At 61.4% G+C, this 22190-nt stretch carries 22 protein-coding genes; 15 read left to right on the top strand and 7 right to left on the bottom strand.

Annotated elements, in window-relative coordinates:
• Positions 1-49 precede the first annotated feature (49 nt).
• From arsB to rlmF, 5 genes are all read left to right on the top strand, one after another.
• Positions 50-1117 (top strand): ACR3 family arsenite efflux transporter, encoded by a 1068-nt coding sequence (arsB, locus tag B3849_RS09300; protein WP_286780043.1) that lies wholly within the window; start codon positions 50-52, stop codon positions 1115-1117.
• A complete protein-coding gene (arsC, locus tag B3849_RS09295) occupies positions 1114-1536 on the top strand; it encodes an arsenate reductase (glutaredoxin) (protein ID WP_278424704.1) in 423 nt (140 codons plus the stop codon). The genes arsB and arsC overlap by 4 nt, the downstream gene beginning before the upstream one ends.
• Positions 1529-2239, top strand: coding sequence for an arsenical resistance protein ArsH (arsH, locus tag B3849_RS09290; RefSeq protein WP_009826384.1), 711 nt, complete (start codon positions 1529-1531; stop codon positions 2237-2239). The genes arsC and arsH overlap by 8 nt, the downstream gene beginning before the upstream one ends.
• Positions 2240-2421: 182 nt before the next feature.
• Entirely contained in the window at positions 2422-2964 is a 543-nt protein-coding gene (locus B3849_RS09285) for a cytochrome b (RefSeq protein ID WP_278424705.1), read from the top strand.
• 133 nt (positions 2965-3097) lie between these two features.
• The gene (rlmF, locus tag B3849_RS09280) at positions 3098-4024 is read left to right on the top strand and encodes a 23S rRNA (adenine(1618)-N(6))-methyltransferase RlmF (protein ID WP_278424706.1); all 927 of its coding nucleotides are present in this window, start codon (positions 3098-3100) and stop codon (positions 4022-4024) included.
• Between the two features lie 33 nt (positions 4025-4057).
• Here rlmF and B3849_RS09275 read toward each other — a convergent pair whose 3' ends face one another.
• The 4 genes from B3849_RS09275 to B3849_RS09260 all read right to left on the bottom strand — a co-directional run bounded on the left by B3849_RS09275 (position 4058) and on the right by B3849_RS09260 (position 7833).
• Positions 4058-4837, bottom strand: coding sequence for an ion channel (locus B3849_RS09275; protein WP_278424707.1), 780 nt, complete (start codon positions 4835-4837; stop codon positions 4058-4060).
• Positions 4838-4942: 105 nt separating this feature from the next.
• Positions 4943-5827 (bottom strand): hypothetical protein, encoded by an 885-nt coding sequence (locus B3849_RS09270; protein ID WP_278424708.1) that lies wholly within the window; start codon positions 5825-5827, stop codon positions 4943-4945.
• Between the two features lie 148 nt (positions 5828-5975).
• Positions 5976-7034 carry an ABC transporter ATP-binding protein gene (locus B3849_RS09265; RefSeq protein ID WP_278424709.1) on the bottom strand — a complete coding sequence of 353 codons (1059 nt, stop codon included), beginning with the start codon at positions 7032-7034 and terminating at the stop codon, positions 5976-5978.
• Between the two features lie 13 nt (positions 7035-7047).
• A complete protein-coding gene (locus tag B3849_RS09260; RefSeq protein WP_009826389.1) occupies positions 7048-7833 on the bottom strand; it encodes an IclR family transcriptional regulator in 786 nt (261 codons plus the stop codon).
• A gap of 177 nt (positions 7834-8010) precedes the next feature.
• Here B3849_RS09260 and B3849_RS09255 point away from each other — a divergent pair, with 177 nt between their 5' ends.
• The 10 genes from B3849_RS09255 to B3849_RS09210 all read left to right on the top strand — a co-directional run bounded on the left by B3849_RS09255 (position 8011) and on the right by B3849_RS09210 (position 20009).
• Positions 8011-9270: an ABC transporter substrate-binding protein gene (locus tag B3849_RS09255; RefSeq protein WP_278424710.1), complete on the top strand. Its 1260-nt coding sequence runs from the start codon at positions 8011-8013 to the stop codon at positions 9268-9270.
• A 113-nt stretch (positions 9271-9383) separates the two neighbouring features.
• Positions 9384-10316, top strand: a complete 933-nt coding sequence (locus tag B3849_RS09250) for a carbohydrate ABC transporter permease (protein WP_005852117.1) — start codon at positions 9384-9386, stop codon at positions 10314-10316.
• Positions 10316-11164 (top strand): carbohydrate ABC transporter permease, encoded by an 849-nt coding sequence (locus tag B3849_RS09245; RefSeq protein WP_005852118.1) that lies wholly within the window; start codon positions 10316-10318, stop codon positions 11162-11164. The genes B3849_RS09250 and B3849_RS09245 overlap by 1 nt, the downstream gene beginning before the upstream one ends.
• Positions 11165-11170: 6 nt before the next feature.
• Positions 11171-13252, top strand: coding sequence for an alpha-galactosidase (locus B3849_RS09240; protein WP_278424711.1), 2082 nt, complete (start codon positions 11171-11173; stop codon positions 13250-13252).
• Positions 13249-14958, top strand: a complete 1710-nt coding sequence (locus B3849_RS09235) for an IlvD/Edd family dehydratase (protein WP_278424712.1) — start codon at positions 13249-13251, stop codon at positions 14956-14958. Before B3849_RS09240 ends, B3849_RS09235 begins: the two co-directional genes overlap by 4 nt.
• Entirely contained in the window at positions 14958-15728 is a 771-nt protein-coding gene (locus B3849_RS09230) for an SDR family NAD(P)-dependent oxidoreductase (RefSeq protein ID WP_278424713.1), read from the top strand. The genes B3849_RS09235 and B3849_RS09230 overlap by 1 nt, the downstream gene beginning before the upstream one ends.
• 11 nt (positions 15729-15739) lie before the next feature.
• Entirely contained in the window at positions 15740-16654 is a 915-nt protein-coding gene (locus B3849_RS09225; RefSeq protein WP_278424714.1) for a 2-dehydro-3-deoxygalactonokinase, read from the top strand.
• Entirely contained in the window at positions 16651-17259 is a 609-nt protein-coding gene (locus tag B3849_RS09220) for a 2-dehydro-3-deoxy-6-phosphogalactonate aldolase (RefSeq protein ID WP_278424715.1), read from the top strand. The genes B3849_RS09225 and B3849_RS09220 overlap by 4 nt, the downstream gene beginning before the upstream one ends.
• Positions 17256-18101: an SMP-30/gluconolactonase/LRE family protein gene (locus tag B3849_RS09215; RefSeq protein ID WP_286780042.1), complete on the top strand. Its 846-nt coding sequence runs from the start codon at positions 17256-17258 to the stop codon at positions 18099-18101. The genes B3849_RS09220 and B3849_RS09215 overlap by 4 nt, the downstream gene beginning before the upstream one ends.
• A 6-nt stretch (positions 18102-18107) precedes the next feature.
• On the top strand, positions 18108-20009 hold the full coding sequence (locus tag B3849_RS09210; RefSeq protein WP_278424717.1) for a beta-galactosidase: 1902 nt from the start codon (positions 18108-18110) through the stop codon (positions 20007-20009).
• A gap of 64 nt (positions 20010-20073) precedes the next feature.
• Here B3849_RS09210 and B3849_RS09205 read toward each other — a convergent pair whose 3' ends face one another.
• The 3 genes from B3849_RS09205 to B3849_RS09195 all read right to left on the bottom strand — a co-directional run.
• The gene (locus B3849_RS09205) at positions 20074-20850 is read right to left on the bottom strand and encodes a MetQ/NlpA family ABC transporter substrate-binding protein (protein WP_064217347.1); all 777 of its coding nucleotides are present in this window, start codon (positions 20848-20850) and stop codon (positions 20074-20076) included.
• Between the two features lie 49 nt (positions 20851-20899).
• Positions 20900-21574, bottom strand: a complete 675-nt coding sequence (locus B3849_RS09200; protein WP_278424718.1) for a methionine ABC transporter permease — start codon at positions 21572-21574, stop codon at positions 20900-20902.
• On the bottom strand, positions 21564-22190 hold a 627-nt coding region (locus B3849_RS09195; protein WP_286780041.1), incomplete at its 5' end, for a methionine ABC transporter ATP-binding protein. The genes B3849_RS09195 and B3849_RS09200, both read right to left, overlap by 11 nt.

Here is a 22190-nt window from a genome sequence, read left to right as displayed (position 1 = left end):
GGCAACCACATATTCACGGCCAAGGGGCTGCAATTTTTGAAGGTTCGACATGACTGATACGACACTTCCCGCGGCGGCGGGACTGGGCACGTTTGAAAAATGGCTGTCCGTCTGGGTGGCGCTGGCGATTGGCGCGGGGCTGCTGCTTGGCAATCTGTTCCCGACGGCCTTTGGCATGCTCGCCGGGCTTGAGGTGGCGTCGGTGAACTTGCCCGTTGCGGTGCTGATCTGGGCGATGGTGTTCCCGATGATGGTCGGGGTGGATTTCGGAGCCTTGCGTCAGGTGGGGGACAAGCCGAAAGGGTTGGTTGTCACGGTGGTGGTGAACTGGCTGATCAAGCCCTTCACCATGGCCGCCCTTGGCGTGTTGTTCTTTAACTATTTTTTTGCAGGCCTGATCCCGCCGGATGACGCGCAGGCCTATCTTGCGGGCGTTATCCTGCTGGGGGCCGCGCCCTGTACCGCGATGGTGTTCGTCTGGTCGAACCTGACGCGGGGGGATGCGACCTATACGCTGGTGCAGGTGAGCGTGAACGACGTCATCATGGTGTTCGCCTTCGCGCCCATCGTTGCCTTCTTGCTGGGGGCCACGGATATCGTCGTGCCCTGGGATACGCTGCTGTTGTCCGTGGGCCTTTACGTAATGCTGCCGCTTTTCGTGGGATATCTGACGCGCCAGCGGCTGATTGCGCAAGGCGGTGAAGCGGCAGTGGATCGGTTCAAGACGGGTGTGCAGCCGTTCTCGATCATCGGTCTGCTTGTGACGGTGGTCTTGCTTTTCGCGTTTCAGGGCGAGGTGATCCTGGACCGGCCGCTGGTGATTGCCCTGATCGCTATGCCGCTTCTGATCCAGTCCTACGGGATATTCTTTCTGGCCTATGGGGTCGCGCGGGCCTGGGGTATTCCCTTCAACGTCGCGGCGCCCTGCGCCTTGATCGGCACCTCCAACTTTTTCGAGTTGGCGGTCGCGGTTGCGATCAGCCTTTTCGGGCTCGGGTCCGGTGCAGCATTGGCGACGGTGGTCGGTGTCTTGGTTGAAGTGCCTGTCATGCTGTCGCTTGTCGCTTTTGCAAACAGCTCCCGCCACTGGTTCCCTGCCTCGGAGGGGTCAGCATGAGTGTTGTCATTCACCACAACCCCGACTGCGGCACGTCCCGCAATGTGCTGGCCATCATCAAAGCATCGGGCGTGGAGCCCGTTGTGATCCCCTATCTTGATACCGGCTGGACCCGCGGACAGCTTCTGGGGCTTTTTGCGGCGGCGGGTCTGACACCGCGCAGCGCTTTGCGGATAAAGCGATCTCCGGCAGAGGCATTGGGGCTGCTGGATCCTGACGTGGGGGACGAAGCCCTTCTGGCAGCCATGCTGGAACACCCCATTCTGGTCAATCGCCCCATTGTCTGCACACCCAAAGGCGTCCGGCTGTGCCGCCCAAGCGAGGCCGTGTTGGACTTGCTTGACCTCCTCCCACAGGGGCCGCTGACCAAGGAAGACGGCTCTTTACTGATTGACGCGGAAGGAAACAGAGTTGCCTGATACCCCGAACCTCGATGACACCCATTTCAAAGCGATTGATGCGGCGCGTCTGCTTGAGCCCGCAGCAGACGCGGACCGCCCGCGTATCCTGCTGCTTTACGGATCATTGCGGGACCGGTCGTTCAGCCGGCTCATGACAGAGGAAGCCGCGCGCATTCTGACACGGCTGGGGGCCGAGACGCGTACCTATTCGCCGTCTGGCCTGCCGCTGCCGGATGATGCCGACGCCAGTCACCCCAAAGTGCAGGAGCTGCGCGATCTGGTCACATGGTCCGACGGGATGGTCTGGTGTTCACCCGAACGCCACGGGGCCATGACCGGCATCATGAAAACCCAGATCGACTGGATTCCGCTGTCCTTGGGCGGTGTGCGTCCGACGCAGGGCAAAACGCTGGCGGTCATGCAGGTTAGCGGGGGGTCACAAAGCTTTAACGCCGTGAACCAGCTGCGCATTCTTGGGCGTTGGATGCGGTTGCTCACGATCCCGAACCAGTCCTCCACCCCCAAAGCCTTTCTGGAGTTTGACGACGCGGATCGGATGAAACCATCGCCGTTCTATGATCGGGTCGTTGATGTCATGGAAGAGCTGGTGAAGTTCACGATGCTGACCAAAGACAGGAAAGACTACCTGCTGGATCGCTATAGCGAGCGGAAGGAAAGCGCCGCCGAGCTGTCGAAGCGCGTGAACCAGAAGTCGATCTGACCGATTTGTCGACCGCAGGGGCAGGAATATCCATATGTTGAACGGGACGCGGCTTGAATGATTTGCGCGACAACTGCGCTGGATGGTCTGTTAAAGGTTCATCCAGCGCAGTTGCCTGCCTCAGGTGACCGCGCAGCGGCTGCATATAATGATCGTGATATCGCCAGAGACAGGGGCATTTTGTGACACAACTATCTGATACACCAACCCGTTACGGCGCCGTAAGCCGGCTGCTTCACTGGGGCATGGCCGCATTGTTTGCGGCGCAGTTTATCTCCGCCGCGGCGCATTGGGCGCTTCCGCGAGAGAACACCCTGCGCGAGCTACTTTGGGGCTACCATACGACGCTGGGGGTGACGCTATTCGCGCTGATCCTGGTGCGCGGTTTGTGGGGGCTGGCGAACATCCAACGGCGGCCTGCGCATGCCGGTTTGATGGGGCAGGCGGCTGTCGCGGGTCATGTGGTTCTATATGCCTTGATGGTGATCGTCCCGGGCGTACGTCTCTTGGCCGCAGCGGGCGGCACCCGTGGGCTGAGCTATTTCGGGGTACAGATATTTTCGCCCCAAACCGCCGAGGTCGCCTGGATGCAAGCGCCCGCGGAATGGCATGGAGAGCTGGGCTGGATCCTTGCCCTTGTGGTGCTTGGGCATATCTTCATGGCAGTCGTTTGGCATCGCCTGATCCAGCGTGATGATGTCCTGTCCACGATGGCGGGGCGGTAAGACGCTGAAAATAGGGAGCTTGGGTCTTGCCCGAGGCCAACGGCCGCGTCTTCGGTTTTACTATGGGGCCTTCAGGGGGTAAGACAGGCCAACGGCCTGGCTGCTTTTCATCACTTTCAACAAAGGCTTTCCCATGGCCACCAAAACCAACCTGCACCCCCGCAACCTCCACAACGAGGGGTATGATTTCGCGCGTCTGATTGCGGCCCTCCCCGAGCTAGGGCCGTTTACCGGCCTCAATCCAGCGGGGCAGACCACCATCGATTTTCGGGACGTGGCGGCTGTGCGTATGCTTAATCGGGCGCTGCTCAAGGCGGACTACGGCATTGATTTCTGGGACATCCCGCCGAACTACCTTTGCCCGCCCATTCCGGGGCGCGTCGATTATATCCACCATTTGGCCGATCTGCTTGCGCGCAGCAACAACAACCAGATCCCGCGCGGGCCGCAGATCAAGGCGTTGGACATCGGCACCGGCGCAAGCCTGGTCTACCCGCTGACGGGGCAAAGCGCCTATGGCTGGCAGTTTACCGGTGTCGATATCGACCCTGTTGCCATCAAGTCTGCGCAACAGATTGCAAAGGCCAACGCGCTGGACGTGGACCTGCGGCTGCAAGAGAACCGCGAGGATATTTTCGACGGGGTGATCCATCCTGACGACCGTTTTCACGTCACCCTGTGCAACCCGCCCTTTCACGCCTCAATGGAAAGGGCGACGAAGGGCACGCAACGGAAATGGGCGAACCTTGGCAAAGGGCGTTCAGGCAAGCTCAATTTCGGTGGGCAAAACGCCGAGCTCTGGTGCCCCGGCGGCGAGATCAGGTTCATCGCCAGCATGGTCGACCAAAGCCGTGCGATTGCGGGGCAATGTCTGTGGTTTACGTCGCTTGTGTCGAAAAAGGACAACGTGCAGACGCTTTATAAAATCCTGAAAAAGGCCAAGGTCGCCAACTGCGATGTGGTCGAGATGGCGCAGGGGCAAAAAACCAGCCGGTTCATCGCCTGGACGTTCATCAAGAAAGATCAGCGTGCGTCCTTTATGAAGGGATCCGCGCGCTAGAACAGCCACGCGCGTCTCTGATACCCTGCGACATTAACCGCCCGTATCGCCCTTCGTCTCGATCTTGAGCGTGGTGCCGCAGTGTTTGCAGTGAACGGCGTCTGTCTCGTGACGGTTCAGGCCACATTCGGGGCAGGTGTGCTTGATTTTGGAGGGTTGGAAAATCGTCCGCGCCAATTGCACGAATAGCGCGACCCCGACCACCATGATGAACACCGACAGCAGTTTGCCACCCGTTGTCGTCATCGTGATGTCGCCAAAACCCGTTGTCGTCAGCGTCGCCACTGTAAAGTACAGTGCATCGACATAGCCCGCGACGCCCGCGTCCTCTTCAAAGGTCAGCACAAACACCAGCGATGTGATGACAAAGATGAACACCAGCAGGTTGACCGCCGCAAGGATCGCGTCCTCGTGTTTGCGGAAAAACGCGCTTTCGCGTCGCAGGTCGTGCAGCAAGTGATAGGCATGGATCAGCCGCAAACCGCGCAAGACCCGCAGGAACGCAAAGCTTTCCGCCATAAGCGGTGCCAGCACCAGCGATATCACCACGACCACATCGGCAAGAGTGTAGATGCGCGTCAGCTCTTTGCGCAGGTTCGTGGATATCCACAGACGCGCGGCAAGGTCGAACAGGATGAACAGACCAAAGAACGCATTGACCGCCGTAATCACCGGCGTTGACGGCAGCGCGGCGGTGGCGATGAAATAGATGATCGTCAGTGAATCAAACAGGATCAACCCGTAGCGAAACCGGCGCGAGCGCGTGTTTTGCCCATCGTATAAAGATTTAATCGTACTGCGTAGACTGTTCATTGATCGGACATACCGCTTCCCTCAGGGTCGTCATCGTCAACAACCGCTGAGGGTCAAGATGGCGCAAGGCGCGCCATTATCAATGGTTTGCGTGAGGTGGCGGGATTACTCGGGCGTGGGCTCGTCTGTCCGGGTCAGGCGGCGCACAAAGCTGACCCCCGTTTGACGGCGCAGCATGCGACGGGATTTATGCTTTAGGCCGACTTCTTCCAGCACCTTGGGGTTGCGGTAATGCACCGTGAAGATATCGCGATCTTCGGGCAGGGGCTCCCCCCGTATCTTGCCGCCCAGGATATAATGTTGCTCTTCCGCCAGCGGGTTCCATGTCAGGCCCGCACGGCGGATGGCGACAGGAAGGCTCATCTGATCCAGATAGGGGCGTCGCTTTTCCAGCGTGTCAATCTCGTCAATCCGTCGGGCCGTCTCGTACCAGACATCGGCAAACCGGCCCTGTGGTCCTTCGGCTTCGGGGAAAAGGACGAAACCGGACGAGAAATAGGGCACTTTGGGGCGGCGCGACTGGCGCATCAGGTACACGCGCTCTTCGGGGATCTCCATATCGAAGGCCCCGTAGATCAGGTCCCAGATGTCTTTCTGCGCCCAATACATACTGGCCGCGACAGAGCAGGAAACATGGCCGGATTTCACGATATTGTCGATTGTATTGGGGCGGATAAACAAGACGTCGGAATCCACGAAGGCGGAAAACTCGCTCTCGCGGGGCTGCATCGCGGCGATGATCTTGTTGCCATGGGGATAGGGCTCGCGCCACATGCCTTCCGTTTTCATCGGGCGTAGCTCCGCCCCCATTTTCTCGTGCGCGATGAACACCGAAGGGTGGACGTCGTTCATGCGATGTTCGGGCACATAGCCGATGCAGGCCACGTCTTCGGAAAACTGCTCGCGTACAGAGGCAAGCAGGCTACAGGCCATGATGTCGTAAGAGGGCGGTTCCACGATATAGGTGAGCGTAAGTCTCGGTTTCGCCATTAATCTGCTTCCCTATCTACGGTGCCCGTCCCGCCCGGGCGGTCGGCTCCGGCGGGACTGTCGCGCAAGGCTCGCTTGCACGCCCCAACTGTTTTTCAGGAATGTCTGGTTCTGTCTAGGTTTACGTGACCGGTGACCCGCCTGCGCCTTAGCGCAGACGTTGTTCCGTATTGGCGTCAAACAGCATCGCCCGCTCTGGCGGGATTTTCACGCCAACCTGCGCCCCTTCGCGAGACCGGTCGTCGCCGCGTTCCTCGACGATGATCTTGGCACCGGTGTCGGACAGCAGGTGAACATAGGACACGCCGCCAAGGGCCTCGGTCATTTCGACGGTGAAGCCTTTGCCTTGGGGGTCAATTTCGATGTGTTCCGGCCGGATGCCGAGGGTGATATTCCGGCCGTCTTCGGGTGGGGTCACCGGCAGGGCATGGCTGCCGTCCAACCCGTCCAGCACGACCTTGCCGCCGCTGGTGGTGCCATCCAGAAAGTTCATCGCGGGCGAACCGATGAAGCCGGCCACAAAGCGGTTGTCAGGATCGCGGTACAGGTCAAGCGGTGCGCCGACCTGTTCGATCCGGCCCTTGCGCAGCACCACGATCTTATCGGCGAGGGTCATCGCCTCTACCTGATCGTGGGTGACATAGACCATCGTCGCCCCGATTTCCTTGTGCAGGCGGGCGATCTCGACGCGCATTTCGACACGCAGCTCAGCGTCGAGGTTGGAGAGCGGTTCGTCGAACAGAAAGACTTCGGGGCCGCGTACGATGGCGCGCCCGATAGATACGCGTTGCCGCTGGCCCCCCGACAGGGCGGCGGGCTTGCGGTCAAGATACTCTTCCAGCTTCAGGATCCGCGTTGCCTCGGCCACCTTCTGGGCGATCTCGGCTTTGGGATGGCCGTTCATTTTCAGGCCAAACCCCATGTTGTCGCGCACGGTCATATGCGGATAGAGCGCGTAGGTCTGGAACACCATCGCGACCCCGCGCTCTGCCGGGTCCATGCGGGTCACATCCCGGTCGCCGATGCTCATGCTGCCTTCGGTGGTCTCTTCCAGCCCGGCAATCATGCGCAGCAAGGTCGACTTGCCGCAGCCTGACGGGCCGACAAAAACGCAAAACTCGCCATTTTCGATTTCAAGGTTGATCCCGTGTATCACCTGAACACCGCCATAGCGTTTCACGACATCTTTCATGACGACACCGGCCATATACGACTTCCTTTTATGAGGGGACAGAGGGGGACTGCCAGGACTGCGCCTCGGCCCCGATGCGGGTGGCACACTCAAGCAGGGCAGGGCGGAACGCATTCAGACCGTCCAGCGTATGACGGTGTGTTGCGGTTGCAATGGATACGGCACCCACGACGCGGCCCGCGTCGGTCAGAATGGGGGCGGCGATGCTGATGATGCCGGCCTCGTGTTCCTCGCGGTCAAAGGCGATGCCCTCGGCGCGGATCTGTTCCAGCTCGCGCACAAGGGTTTCGGTGCTGGTATGGGTGGCATCGGTATATTTCAAAAACGCCTGCTGCTGTAGCGCCTGCGCCTGTGCCTCGGGTTCAAGATGCGCGAGAATCGCCTTGCCGACTCCTGTGCAATAGGCAGGGGCGACCTGACCGGTGCGCGCCAGCGTGGCAAAGCGGCTGCTGGCCTGACGCTTGTCGACGAACACGACCTGACCGTTGTCGATTTGCGCAAGGTGGATCGCCTCGCGCAGGCGTTCGCCGAGGGCGCTGATATAGGGGGCGGCAATGGGTGCAAGCGAGGCTTGCGACCATGCGGAATGGGCAAGGCTGACCAGACGGATGCCTGGCGCATAGGTCTGCTGATCCTTGTCATAGCTTAGCATACGTTGACTGGTGAGCGTCTGAAGTAGCCGGTACAGCGTCGGTTTTGGAAACTCCGATGTCTCCAGCAATTCGCGCATGCGGACAGGGCGGCCCATTGCTGTCACCTGATCCAGCACGCTCAGCGCCTTTGCAACAGTCCCGTCGCTGTTCACCACATTCATATCGTTCTCCGTCCCTCAGGGCGCTGCATCCTGTGGGGTCTTTTGACTGACCCATCCCCCATGCAGCGCACCAAACTGTTGACAAGGCTAGCGAGCTTGATCTTATATATCAATATACAAAACTAAGTTTCAAATAATGAGACAGTTTTGGATTGCGGAAGCATCAGGGAGGATACCATGCATTCCATTCTCAAGAGGTCACTCGCGGCCTTTGTCGCTGCGGGTTTTTCAACATCGTTTGCTGTCGCGGACGAAAGCCAGCTTTCAGGGGAGCTCAAGATCACCTCTGACATGTCGAACCCAGCGCCGCGCGCGGTGATGGAGAGTTTGGCAGCCGGTTTCGGAGAGCTGCATCCGGACGTCGATATCGAACTGACGATCGTCGACCGCGAAGCGTGGAAGACGCAGATCCGGAACGCCTTGGGGGCGAACCCGCCCGATGTGGTCAACTGGTATGCCGCGAACCGCATGGGCCCTTATGTCTCTGCCGGGTTGTTCGAAGACATCTCTGATATGTATGCCAACGGTGATCTGCCCGGGCTTGAGTCCGTCAAAGGTGCGCTGACCATCGACGGCAAGCAATATGGTGTGCCCTATACCTACTATCAGTGGGGCATGTACTACCGCGAAGATATCTTCAAGGAACTGGGACTGACCGAGCCTGAAACTTTTGAACAAGAGCTTGCGAACTGCGAAAAGATCGTTGCCTCGGGCCGTGCGTGCTATGCCATCGGGACCAAGTTCCTGTGGACCGCTGGCGGCTGGTTCGACTATCTGAACATGCGCACCAACGGGTTTGACTTCCACATGGAACTGGCCCGTGGCGAGGTGCCCTGGACCGATCCGCGCGTCCGCGAAACCTTTGCCAACTGGCGCAAGATCATCGACATGGGTGGCTATGTCGCCGATCACCAATCCTATTCCTGGCAGGAAGCGTTGAACTTCATGATCGAAGGCGAGGCGGTGGCCTATCTGATGGGGAACTTCGCCGTTGCCGCGATGCGCGAAGGCGGCCTGGACGACAGCCAGATCGACTTCTACCAGTTCCCGAAGATCGCGGATGTGCCACAGGGCGAGGATGCCCCGACCGACACGTTCCACATCCCGTCAGGTGCCAAGAACAAGGAAAACGCCCGCGCGTTCCTTCAGTATGTGACATCGGCTGATGTGCAGACCAAGATCAACGCAGGCGACGCCTTGGGGCAGCTGCCCATCAACTCTGAATCCTCGGTCGATAAGGACGAGTTCCTCGAGCAGGGGTTCGAGATGCTGAACACCAGCGCCAAGGGCGGTGTGGCCCAGTTCTTTGACCGCGACTTCAGCGCCGAGATGGCCAGCGTCGGCATGGAGGGGTTGCAGGAATTCATGGTGGTTCCCGACAACCTCGACGACATTCTCGAGCGTCTCGAAGAAACGCGTCAGCGCATCTACGAATAACGCTAAAGCGTCGCGTCCTCCCGCATCGGGGGGACGCAACCCACCGCCTCAATCCATTCGCAAGCCCGCCGACGGCCGGTTTTCGCATGTGTTGATTTACCGGAGACCACGGCATGGCAGCAACAACACCGCCCCCCGCGCGCAGTTGGTACAAACGCAACGAGATCGCGCTGACGCCGTGGCTTTTCCTGCTGCCGGCGATGCTGTTCTTTGCGGTCTATGTGATCATTCCCATCGGCCAAAGCGTCGCGATCAGTTTTTATCAGTGGGACGGACTGGGGGAAAAGACCTTTGTCGGCACCGCGAACTATGAAAGGTTGCTGGGGATCGGCGACCAGAAGATGGACCGCAAGTTCGAGATCTCGTTCTGGAACAACCTCAAATGGCTGGTGCTGTATTTGCTGGCGGTGCCCGCGGGGCTGTTCATCGCCTTGTTCCTGAACCAGACCGTGCGTGGCATCCGTATCTACAAGTCGTTGTTCTTCTTTCCTTTTGTCATTTCCCAGGTGGTCGTCGGGCTGGTGTTTTCGTGGTTCTACCTGCCACGCGAAGGGCTGCTGAACGCGATGCTGGCGATTTTCGGGGCAGGGCCGGTGAATATCCTGGGCGATCCGTCTACGGCGACCTACGGGATCATCGCGGCGGGGCTGTGGCCGCAGACGGCCTATTGCATGATCCTTTATCTAACGGGTCTGAATGCGGTGGACCCCGAACAGATCGAGGCCGCGCGACTGGACGGGGCCAAGGGGCGCAAGATGCTGTGGTACATTATCCTGCCCCAGCTCAAGCCCGCGACGTTCATCGCCTTTGTCGTCACCATCATCGGCGCGCTGCGGTCGTTTGACCTGATCAGCGTCATGACCAACGGCGGCCCCTTCGGATCGACCCGCGTGCTGTCGTTCTACATGTTCGAAGAAGCGCTGTCCGAGTTCGGCTTCCGCATGGGCTATGGCTCTGCCATCGCGGTGATCCTGTTCCTCATCATGCTCGGGTTCATCGCCTATTTCCTCTATGCCATGTGGCGCGAAGAGCGGGAGGCTCGCTGATGTTCCCTACACCGATCGCCAAACAATCGCGCAGCCGCCAGCTGACCTATCAGACGTTGCTGCCCGTCGCGCTGATCCTGTGGCTCTTGCCGCTGATCGCGGTGGCGCTGTTCTCTATCAAGCCGGGGTCGGATTTCGCCGCCGGGAACTACTGGGGATGGCCGTCCAGCTTCGAGGGACTGACGAACTACGGCAAGGTCTTCTTTGAAAGCAATATGCCGCGTTACCTGATGAACTCGGTCTTTATCACGCTGCCTACTGTGCTGGGGGCGATTGCGCTGTCCAGCATGGCGGGGTTCGCCTTGGGGATCTACAAGTTCAAGGGCAACCTGCTGATCTTCTTCATGTTCATCGCGGGGAACTTTGTCCCGTTCCAGATCCTGATGGTGCCCGTGCGCGACCTGACCATATCGCTGGGGATGTATGACAGCATTCAGGGGTTGGTCCTGTTTCACGTGGCGTTCCAGACGGGCTTTTGCACGCTCTTCATGCGCAACTTCATCCGCGCATTGCCCTTCCCCTTGATCGAGGCCGCCCGCGTCGAGGGCGTGGCCGAATGGCGCATCTTCTTCTTTGTCGTGCTGCCACTGATGAAGCCCGCGCTGGCTGCGCTGGCGGTATTGGTCTTTACCTTCATCTGGAACGATTATTTCTGGGCGGTCGTGCTGACCCAAGGGCCAAGCGCGCAACCTGTCACCGCGGGCATCACCGAATTCAACTCGCAGTTCCGCGCAGCCTATCACCTGATGAGCGCGGGATCGATTGTCGCCGCCTTTCCGCCGGTCGCGATGTTCTTTCTGATGCAAAAACACTTCATCGCCGGTCTCACGCTTGGCGCAGTAAAGTAGAGAGTTATGACACAGACCTACCGCCTTGATGACGGGCACCAGACGCTTGTTCTGGCCTCTGCGCACGACCGCTTGCCGCAGGTGGTCTATTGGGGCAGCCCGCTGCCGGACGGCGAAAATCTGGAAGAGATCTGCACCGCCCATGCCATCGACGTCACAGGCGGCATGCTGGACGAGACCCCTGATCTGTCGCTGTGCCCCGAAGCCGGGCGTAGCTTTCCGGGGCAGGCGGGGATCGCGGTTGCGCGCGCCGATGGCACGCCGCTGCGCCCTGTGTTTCACTTGCGCAACGTGGTGCAGGATGCAGGGCTGCGGTTGGTCTGCGCGGCACCGGACGAGGGGCTGACGCTGACCTTGGACTTTGGGGTTGATGCGGGATCCGGCGTGATCACCTGCCAGACGACACTGGAGGCCGCGCAGCCCGTGCGCCTGCACTGGCTTGCCGCGCCGGTGGTGCCCGCGCCGCAGCCGAGTACAGAGATGATCGACGTCTCGGGCCGATGGTGCGGTGAATTCCAGTTGAACCGCACCCCGTGGCGGGCAGGCATCCACGCGCGCGACAACCGTACGGGCCGCACGGGCCACGAGCACTTCCCCGGATTGCTGATCCCGACCACGGGGACCACAAACACCCAAGGGACGTGCTACGGGTTCCACTATGGCTGGTCGGGCGGTCATACGATGATCGCCGAAGAGCTTCAGGACGGGCGGCGGCAGGTGCAATGGGGTCATGCGGCTGGCACCCAGGACGCCCCCGCGACGCGGTTCCAGACAGCACCGCTTTACCTGACCTATTCTGACACCGGCCTGAACGGCTGTGCCGTCAGCTTTCAGCGCCATCTGCGCGACCGCATCGTGACATGGCCCAAGCCCGACACCCCGCGCCCCGTCCACTATAACTGTTGGGAAGCAGTGTATTTCGACCACGACTGGTCTGTCCTGACCGATATCGCCGACCGTGCTGCCGCTTTGGGGGCAGAGCGTTTCGTGCTGGATGACGGCTGGTTCGGACAGCGCGACGACGACACCAGCAGTCTGGGCGACTGGATCATCGATCCGCGCAAATACCCCAAGGGGCTGACCCCGCTGATCGACCATGTTCAGGGCTTGGGGATGCGTTTTGGCCTCTGGTTCGAGCCCGAGATGATCTCGCGCGATAGCGACCTCTACCGCGCCCACCCCGATTGGATTCTGGGCCCGCCGGACCAGATAGAGGGGCGTCAGCAGCTGGTGCTGAACATGGCGCTGCCGCAGGTCCAAGAGCTACTCTACGACCGTATCGCCACGGTGCTGCGCGACAATGCCATCGACTATATCAAATGGGACCATAATCGCGTGTTGCCCGCACCCGACGCGGCGCAGACACGGGGCGTCTATGCGCTGCTGGACCGGTTACGCGCCGATTTCCCGCTGGTCGAGATTGAAAGCTGCGCGTCAGGCGGGGGACGGATCGATTTCGGGATCATGGCGCGGACCCAGCGGGTCTGGCTGTCGGATAGCAACGACGCGCTGGAACGGCTGCGCATCCAGCATGACGCCGCCTTGTTCCTGCCCGCTGCTGTGACCGGCAGCCATGTCGGCCCACGCCACTGCCACACCTCTGGGCGCACGCTGGACATCAGCTTTCGCGCCTGGGTCGCCGCGCAGCGCCACATGGGGTTCGAGATGGACCCGCGCGAGCTCGACGCCCGCGAAACCGATGTGCTGAAACAGGTCACGCAGTGGTGGAAGGACAATCGCGGATGGATGCGCACCGCGGATATCCTGCGGCTCGACAGCGCTGATCCAGCGGTGATCGCAGAGCAGCAACAGGCCCCCGATGGGATGCGTTTCGTGGTGTTCGCAGGCAAGGCCGCGACCTCGGCCCAGATCTCACCGCGCCCGCTGCGGCTGACCGCACTTGACCCGCAGGCGCGCTACCGGATCACGCTGGCAAACCGCGACGAGGCGGTCGCGCTGTCACGGGGTGATGCCGCGCTCAAGGCCCGCGATCTGGTGCTGTCGGGCCAGTACCTCATGAACCATGGCGTGACCCTGCCATGGTCGTTCCCTGAACGCATGTGGGTCATTGAAGGAACACGGCTATGACAAAAGAGAAACGCAACCGCGCTTGGTACGGCAAGAATGATCGGGACGGGTTCATTCACCGCAGCTGGATGAAAAATCAGGGCTTTCCCGACCACGCGTTCGATGGCCGCCCCATTATCGGTATCTGCAATACATGGTCCGAACTGACCCCGTGCAATTCCGGCCTGCGCGATCTGGCCGAAGGGGTGAAGCGCGGCGTGTGGGAGGCAGGAGGCTTTCCGGTCGAATTTCCGGTGATGAGCCTGGGCGAGACCCAGATGAAGCCGACCGCCATGCTGTTTCGCAACCTGCTGGCGATGGACGTCGAAGAAAGCATTCGCGCGTACGGTATCGACGGTGTGGTTCTGCTGGGCGGCTGTGACAAGACCACGCCGGGTCAGCTGATGGGCGCGGCGAGCGTCGATCTGCCGACGATCGTTGTCAGCTCCGGCCCGATGCTGAACGGCAAGTGGAAGGGCAAGGACATCGGCTCTGGCACGGATGTGTGGAAGTTCTCGGAAGATGTGCGCGCGGGCGAGATGACCTTACAGGATTTCATGGCCGCTGAATCCGGCATGAGCCGGTCCAAGGGCGTGTGTATGACGATGGGTACGGCCTCTACGATGGCGAGCGTGGTAGAGGCGATGGGGATGTCGCTGCCCACCAACGCCGCGCTGCCTGCCGTTGATGCGCGCCGCATGGCGCTGGCGCATCTGACCGGCAAGCGCATCGTCGAGATGGTCGAGGAAGATATCAAGCTGTCGCAGGTCGTTACCCGTGCCTCTATCGAGAACGCCATTCTGGCCAATGCCGCTGTCGGCGGGTCGACCAATGCCGTGATCCATCTGCTGGCCATTGCGGGCCGCGTCGGCATCGATCTGACGCTTGATGATTTCGAGCTTGGGTCGGATATCCCGCTGCTGGTCAACTGCATGCCCTCGGGTAAATATCTGATGGAAGATTTCTGCTATGCGGGCGGGATGCCCGTGGTGCTGTCCCATCTGCGCGACAAGCTGCGGCCCGCGCAGACCGTCATGGGCGGGGATATCCTTGCCTATGCCGAAGGGGCTGAATGCTACAACGAGGATGTGATCCGCCCGCTGGATAATCCGCTGCGCCCTGCGGCCGGGTTGAAGGTGCTGCGCGGCAATATCGCGCCCAATGGGGCGATCGTGAAACCCTCGGCGGCGACGGACGCCTTGCTGGAACACGAGGGCGATGCATATGTCTTCGAGAATATCGAGGATATGAAAGCCAATATCGACCGCGAGGATCTGCCGGTGACCGCGGATACGGTTCTTGTGCTCAAGGGCTGCGGCCCCAAGGGGTATCCTGGTATGCCCGAAGTCGGCAATATGCCGATCCCCGCGCGTCTGGTCAAAGAAGGCGTGCGCGACATGGTCCGGGTGTCCGACGCACGTATGTCCGGCACCGCCTACGGCACCGTGATCCTGCACGTCAGCCCTGAATCCAACGCAGGCGGCAATCTGGGGCTGGTACAGACCGGCGACCGTATCCGGCTGTCGGTGGCGCAGGGCACTTTGGACGTGCTTGTCTCTGACGAGGTGCTGGCAGAGCGCCGCGCTGCCTGGGTGCCCGAACCGCCCCGATACGACCGCGGCTATGCCAAGCTCTATACCGAAACAGTTTTGCAGGCAGACAAAGGCGCGGACCTTGATTTTCTGGTGGGTAAAGACACCCGCCCCGTCACACGGGAGAGCCACTGATGACCCTGAACGCAACATTTCCCGATCTGCGCGGCCGGTCGGTGTTGATCACCGGCGGCGGCGCGGGGATCGGTGCCTTTCTGACCGACGGCTTTCTGGCGCAGGGGGCCAAGGTCAGCTTTGTCCAGCGCAGCGACGCCACCGCGTTTTGCAACGAGATGGAAGAAAAACACGGCCAGCGCCCCTTTGCGCAGTCCTGCGATATATCGGATATCGCGGCACTTCGGTCCAGTCTGGCCGCAGCCGCCGATGAGCATGGCCCTGTCACGGTTCTGGTGAACAACGCCGCCAATGATGCCCGCCACACCGCCGAAGAGGTCACCGAAGACTTCTGGGACCAGTCGCAGGCGATCAACCTCAAGTCCTATTTCTTCGCCTGTCAGGCCGTGGTCGCAGGGATGCGCGCCGCGGGCGGCGGGGCCGTGGTGAACATGAGCTCGATCTCGTATATGATGGGGAATGCGGGCTATCCTGCCTATACGACCGCCAACGCCGGCATCAACGGTATGACCCGTTCGCTGGCGCGGGAATTCGGGCCGGACAAGATCCGCTTTAACGCGCTGGCACCGGGGTGGGTGCTGACGGAAAAGCAGATCGAACAATGGGTCACGCCCGAAGCTCTGGCGGCGCATATTGACCGGCAATGCCTTAAGGATACGTTGAAGCCGCAAGATATCGTGGATGCGGTGCTGTTTTTATCCTCTGCCTCCAGCCGCATGATGACGGGGCAGTTGATGGCCGTCGATGGCGGCGTCGTGGTCACCGGATAGGAAGGGATACCGTGCAACACTACGCTGAATGGATCGCTGTCGATTGGGGCACGTCAAACCTGCGGGTCTGGATGATGGGGGCCGATGGCAAGCCCTTTGCCGCTGACAGGTCTGACAAGGGGATGGCGGGGCTGACGCAGGACGGGTTCGAACCCGCCTTGCTTTCATTGATAGCCCCCTACCTAGATCCGGACCATGTGACCCCAGTGATCTGCGCGGGTATGGTGGGCGCCCGCGAAGGCTGGCGCGAGGCCGCCTATGTCGCCACGCCCTGCGCGCCTCCGGATGCGCGGGCGGCAGTTGCGGTACCATCCCATGACCCGCGGATCGCAGTGCACATCCTGCCCGGCGTGAAACAGATGGCTGCCCCTGACGTGATGCGCGGCGAGGAAACCCAGATCGCAGGGGTGCTGCACAGTCAGCCGGAGTTTGACGGCATCCTCTGTCTGCCCGGCACCCACACCAAATGGGTCCACATCAGCGCGGGCGAGATCGTGAGCTTCCAGACCTGCATGACCGGCGAGATCTTCGCGCTGCTGGCCAGCCAGTCGGTCCTGCGCCATTCGGTCACCACGGAAGAGTGGGACGAGGACAGCTTTATCGACGGCGTCACGCAGGCGATGGACAGCCCGCAAAGCTTCGCCTCCAGACTGTTCGGTTTGCGTGCAGGGGGGCTGTTGCAGGGCACATCTGCAGGGTCGGCGCGGGCGCGGCTTTCAGGGCTGCTTGTGGGGCTAGAGCTGGCCGGCACGCGCCCCTATTGGCTGGGCCGCCATGTCGCCATTCTGGGCGCAGACAGCGTCGCCGCGCATTACCGGTGCGCATTGGTTGCACAGGGTGTGCAGGCCGAAACACTGGATAACGCGGGTCTGACGCTGGCGGGCCTGACCTCTGCCTATCGTTCATTGAAAGGGGCCCTTGTATGAGCCGCAATATCATCGCCATTCTGCGTGGCATCCAGCCGCATGAGGCCGCCGACGTCTGCGCCGCCTTGATCGACGCAGGCATCACCCGCATCGAGGTGCCGCTGAATTCGCCAGAACCGCTGAAATCCATCGAAACGATGGCCCAAACCTATGGGGCCGACGCGTTGATCGGCGCGGGCACGGTGTTGGACGTTGAAAACGTCGCGGCGGTGGCGGCTGTGGGGGGGCGGATGATTGTCTCTCCGAATGCGGACCCTTCTGTTATCACGGCAAGCAAGGCGGCGGGCATGATGTCCTATCCCGGTGTGATGACGCCCACGGAATGTTTTGCCGCGCTTAAGGCCGGGGCCGATGGGCTCAAGCTGTTTCCGTCGTTCCTGCTGGGGGTCGAAGGGCTCAAGGCGATCAGGGCGGTGCTTCCGGCTCAGACCGAAACCTATGCGGTTGGCGGCGTCGGCCCGTCGAATTTCGCGGAATGGCTGGCGGCTGGGGTGACGGGCTTTGGCCTTGGGTCCAGCCTGTACAAACCGGGGCAAAGCGCGGCTGATGTGGCGCAAAGCGCGCGTGCGGCGGTAAGCGCCTATGACAAGGCGACCCTCTCTTGAACGCCACACTCTTTGATGCGCGGGCGTGCGCGTTGGGCGAAGGGCCGCTGTGGCACCCCGAGCGAGGCCAGTTGTTCTGGTTCGACATCCTCGGCAAAACCCTGATGTCGCGGCAGGGCGACAAAACGCTGTCGTGGCAATTTGACGAATGCGTCTCTGCCGCCGGGTGGATCGATAGGGATACCTTGCTTGTCGCGTCCGAAACCGCGCTGTGGCGGTTCGACCTCAACGGAGAGGAGCGTTCCCTCGTCGTGCCACTTGAGGCGGATCAGCCCCTGACCCGATCCAACGACGGGCGCGCCGACCCGTGGGGCGGGTTCTGGATCGGGACAATGGGCTTCAACGCAGAGCGGGGGGCTGGGGCGATCTACCGCTACTATAAAGGCGCGCTCCGACAGCTTTTCGCGGAGATTACCATTTCGAACGCGATCTGCTTTTCGCCCGATCGACGATTTGCCTATTACACCGACACGCCCACGCGCCAGATCATGCGCGTGCCCCTTGATGCCGCAGACGGCTGGCCCTCGGACCCGCCAGAGGTGTTTGTCGATCTCAAGAAAGACAAGCGTAACCCCGACGGGGCGGTTGTCGACAGTGACGGCTGCCTGTGGAACGCGCAGTGGGGGGCCGGGCAGGTCGCCCGCTACAGCCCCGATGGCACCTTGTTGCAGACCGTTGATATACCCGCAGCGCAGGCCACCTGTCCGGCCTTTGGCGGTGCGGATCTGCGGACGCTCTTTGTCACCTCAGCCGCGCAGGGCCGCGACGGGGCGGAGGATGGCCAGACCTTCCAGCTTGCAACGGACGTGCGAGGCCAGCGGGAACACCGGATAATTTTGTGAGGCGTGATGAAACGAACCCTAGGGACTTGCTATTACCCTGAACAATGGCCCGAAGAGATGTGGGAAGCCGACGCCCGCCGCATGGGTGAGGCGGGCCTGACATGGGTGCGCATCGGCGAGTTTTCATGGAGCAAACTAGAACCGCAACCCGGCCAGTATGACTGGGCGTGGCTGGACCGCGCGATCGAGGTTTTGGGGGCTGCCGGTCTGCGGGTTGTGCTGGGCACCCCCACCGCCACCCCGCCCCGCTGGATGCTGAAACGCCACCCCGATATGCTTGCCGTGGATATTGAAGGGCGTCCGCGCAAATTCGGGTCGCGCAGGCACTACTGTTTCAGCCACGAAGGCTATCAGCAGGAATGCGTCACGATTGCCACGTTGATGGCCAAACGCTACGGCGCGAACCCCCATGTGGCGGCGTGGCAGATCGACAATGAATACGGCTGCCACGACACGGTGATCTCGTATAGTGATGCGGCAGCCCATGCCTTTCGCGGCTGGCTGGCAAAACGCTATGGTACCCCAGCCGCGCTGAATGCCGCGTGGGGGAATACGTTCTGGTCGATGGACTACGACAGTTTTGACGACATCGACCCGCCCAATCTGACCGTGACCGAAGCCAACCCTGCGCATCGTCTGGCGTTCCGGCGGTTCAGCTCGGATCAGGTGGTGGCATTCAACCGGCGTCAGCTTGACGTGATCCGCCAGCACAGCGCCGCCCCCGTGAGCCATAACTACATGGGCCGGATCACCGACTTTGACCATTTCGCGGTGGGTGAAAATCTTGATATCGCCACATGGGACAGCTACCCGCTGGGCTTTCTCGAGGATCGGGTGGGCGCGGATGCGGCGCAGCAGCACCGCTATGCGCGGCAGGGTGACCCCGACTTTCAGGCGTTCCACCACGATCTTTACCGCGCCGTGGGCAAGGGGCGCTGGTGGGTGATGGAACAGCAGCCGGGGCCGGTCAACTGGGCCCCGCACAACCCTGTGCCACTGGCCGGTATGGTGCGTCTGTGGACATGGGAGGCCTTCGCTCACGGGGCCGAAGCGGTGTGCTATTTCCGCTGGCGACAGGCCCCTTTCGCCCAAGAGCAACTGCACGCCGGCTTGCTCCGCCCCGACAGTGCCGACGCCTTCGCGATGGCGGAGGTCCGGCAGGTCGGTGCGGAAATGGCCAAAGCTCCGGACGTGCAACCCGCGCAGGCGCCGGTCGCACTGCTGTTCGACTATGACGCGGATTTCGCATGGGCGACCCAGCCCCATGGTGCGGATCTAAGCTATTTCGGGTTGGTCTTTCACACCTACAAGGCGCTGCGGCGTCAGGGGTTGTCGGTCGATATCCTGCCCGCCACCTGCCGCGATTTTGACGGCTACGGGCTGGTGATGGCACCGGGCGTGATGCACATGCCGGACGCTCTGAAACGGGCGCTGGCGCGCAGCGCGGCGGTGGTCGTCTATGGCCCCCGCAGCGGCGCGCGCACGTCCGAGATGGCGATCCCCGTGCCGCTGCCCCCCGCAATCGACGGGTTGGACGTGACGGTCACGCAGGTCGAAAGCCTGCGGCATGACATTTCCGTACCGCTGGAGGGCGGCGGGAAAGTGATCCGCTACCGTGATGTGCTGGACGGCACGGCAAAGGTGATCTTGCAGACCACAGACGCAGATCCGGTTGCCATGCGCGACGGGCAGCAGATCTATCTGGGGGGCTGGCTGGATGACGACACGCTCGACCAATTCGTCAGCGGGCTGTGCGGCGAGGCAGGGATCGACGTGCTGCCGATGCCCGAAGGGGTACGTACCCGCACGACGGGGGGCGAACGGTTCTGGTTCAATTATTCAGATGCAGAGGTTGCCTGCCACGGTGTCGAACTGCCCGCCGCGGGCGTTCTGCGTGTGCCGGTTTGACCAAAGGGGCGCGGCTCAAGAGACCGGATACCGCCGCGTCATTGGCGGTATCCGGTGCGTCACTTTACCAAGATGTGATGACGGTCCCGTGGTAGCTTTCATCGATGAAGGCTTTGATCTCGTCCGAGTGATACGCCTCTAGCAGGGTCTTGACCCAAGGCGCGTCTTCCTTGCCCTCTTGCACAACGATCACGTTCACATAGGGGTTGTCGGCGCTTTCCATCGCGATGGAATCTTCCTTGGGGCTAAGACCCGAGGCGATGGCGTAGTTGGTGTTGATCAGCGCCGCATCCAGATCGGCCAGCGAACGGGGCAGCTGCGCCGCGTCGAGTTCTTTGAACGACAGGTCTTTGGGGTTCTCGGTGATGTCCAGAACGGTGGGGACCAGACCCGCAGCAGGATCGACCTTGATCATGCCAAGCTGTTGCAGCACCAGCAACGCGCGCCCGCCATTGGTGGGGTCGTTCGGGATGCCAAAGGTCGCGCCTTCTTCAAGCGCGGCAATATCGGTGATTTTGTCCGAATAGATGCCCATCGGCGTGGTGATCGTGTTGCCCACAACAGCCAGCGCAAAGCCGCGGTCTTTCATCTGTGCCTCAAGGTAAGGCACGTGCTGGAAGGAGTTCGCCTCGATGTCGCCATCCGCCAGCGCCTGGTTCGGCACCACATAGTCAGAGAATTCGACAACGTCTATCTCAAGGCCCATCGGTTCGGCCACACGGGCGACCTCTTCCATGATCTCGGCGTGCTCGCCGGGGGAAACGCCGACTTTGATCTGCTCGGCCATCAGCGATGTCGCCATAAGCGCGAGGGTAGAGGTCAGGGTCGCAATGCGTAGCATGTATATGCTCCTTTAACTGGGAAACGAAATTGGGAGGAGGAGACGGGCGCTATTGCCCGCCGCTTTTGGTGGCGCGTTTGTCGACAGCGGCTGCGATGCGTTCGCCGATCGATTGCACAAGCTGCACCAAGACGATGAGGATGATCACGACAACCGCCATAACGTCGGGCATAAACCGTTGATACCCATAGCGAATGCCCAGATCGCCCAGACCTTCGCCGCCCACGGCACCGACCATGGCGGAATAGCCGATCAGGCTAACGATGGCGAGTGTAAGGCCAAGCGTGATACCGGGCAGCGCTTCGGGCAGCAGCACCTTGCGGATGATCTGCAACGGGGTCGCGCCCATTGCGCGCGCTGCCTCGATCAGGCCGGAATCAACCTCGCGGATCGCGTTTTCCACCAGGCGCGCGATGAAGGGCACGGTGGCAATCGTCAATGGCACAATCGCGGCTGTCGTGCCGATCGACGTGCCCGCAACCATCCGCGTGAAGGGGATGATCGCGACCACCAGAATGATGAACGGCACCGACCGCGTGGCATTGACCACCAGCCCGAGCACCTTGTTGATCCACGGGGCCGACAGCAGCTCGCCGCGCTGCGAGGTCGCCAGAAACAGCCCCAAGGGCAGGCCAAGCAGCGTCCCGAGCAGCGCCGAGATGGCGACCATATAAAGCGTCTGGCCCGTGGCCTCGATCAGTAGGTCGATAAGGTTAGCCGACATAGCCAAGCACCTCCGTCATAAGCCCGTGGCTTTCCAAAAATGAACGCGCCTCTGCGGCTTTGGCCACAGGCAGCGATACCAGCAGATTGCCGAAGGGGCGGGTGCCGATTTCCTCGACCGCACCGGCAAGGATATTGACCGGAATGCCCATGTCCTGCGTCAGCCGCGCCAGCATCGGGTCGGTGGCGTGCTGGCCCGCAAAGGTCACGCGGATCACCTCTTCGCCGCCCTGCGCGGGGGCGTTTGGGACCAGACGATCCTTGACGAAAGCGGGCAGGGTGACGCCGGTCACCCCCGACAGGAAAGACCGCGTGGTCGCATGCTGAGGCGCGGTGAAGATATCGTAGGTCTCGCCATGTTCGACGATGCGGCCCCCGTCGATCACGGCGACGTGGCTCGCGATGTCACGGACCACGGCCATCTCGTGGGTGATCAGCAGGATGGTCAGCCCCAGGTCGCGGTTGATGTCCTTGAGCAGCGACAGCACCGTTTGCGTCGTTTCAGGGTCCAGCGCGGATGTCGCCTCGTCCGACAGCAGCACTTTGGGGCCGGTGGCCAGTGCCCGCGCGATCCCGACGCGTTGCTTTTGCCCGCCCGACAGCTCTGCCGGATAGCG

It is taken from the genome of Sulfitobacter sp. UBA4523 (genome assembly GCF_002388305.1).
GTDB lineage: Bacteria > Pseudomonadota > Alphaproteobacteria > Rhodobacterales > Rhodobacteraceae > Sulfitobacter > Sulfitobacter pontiacus.
This window is presented reverse-complemented; position numbering and strand designations above follow the sequence as displayed.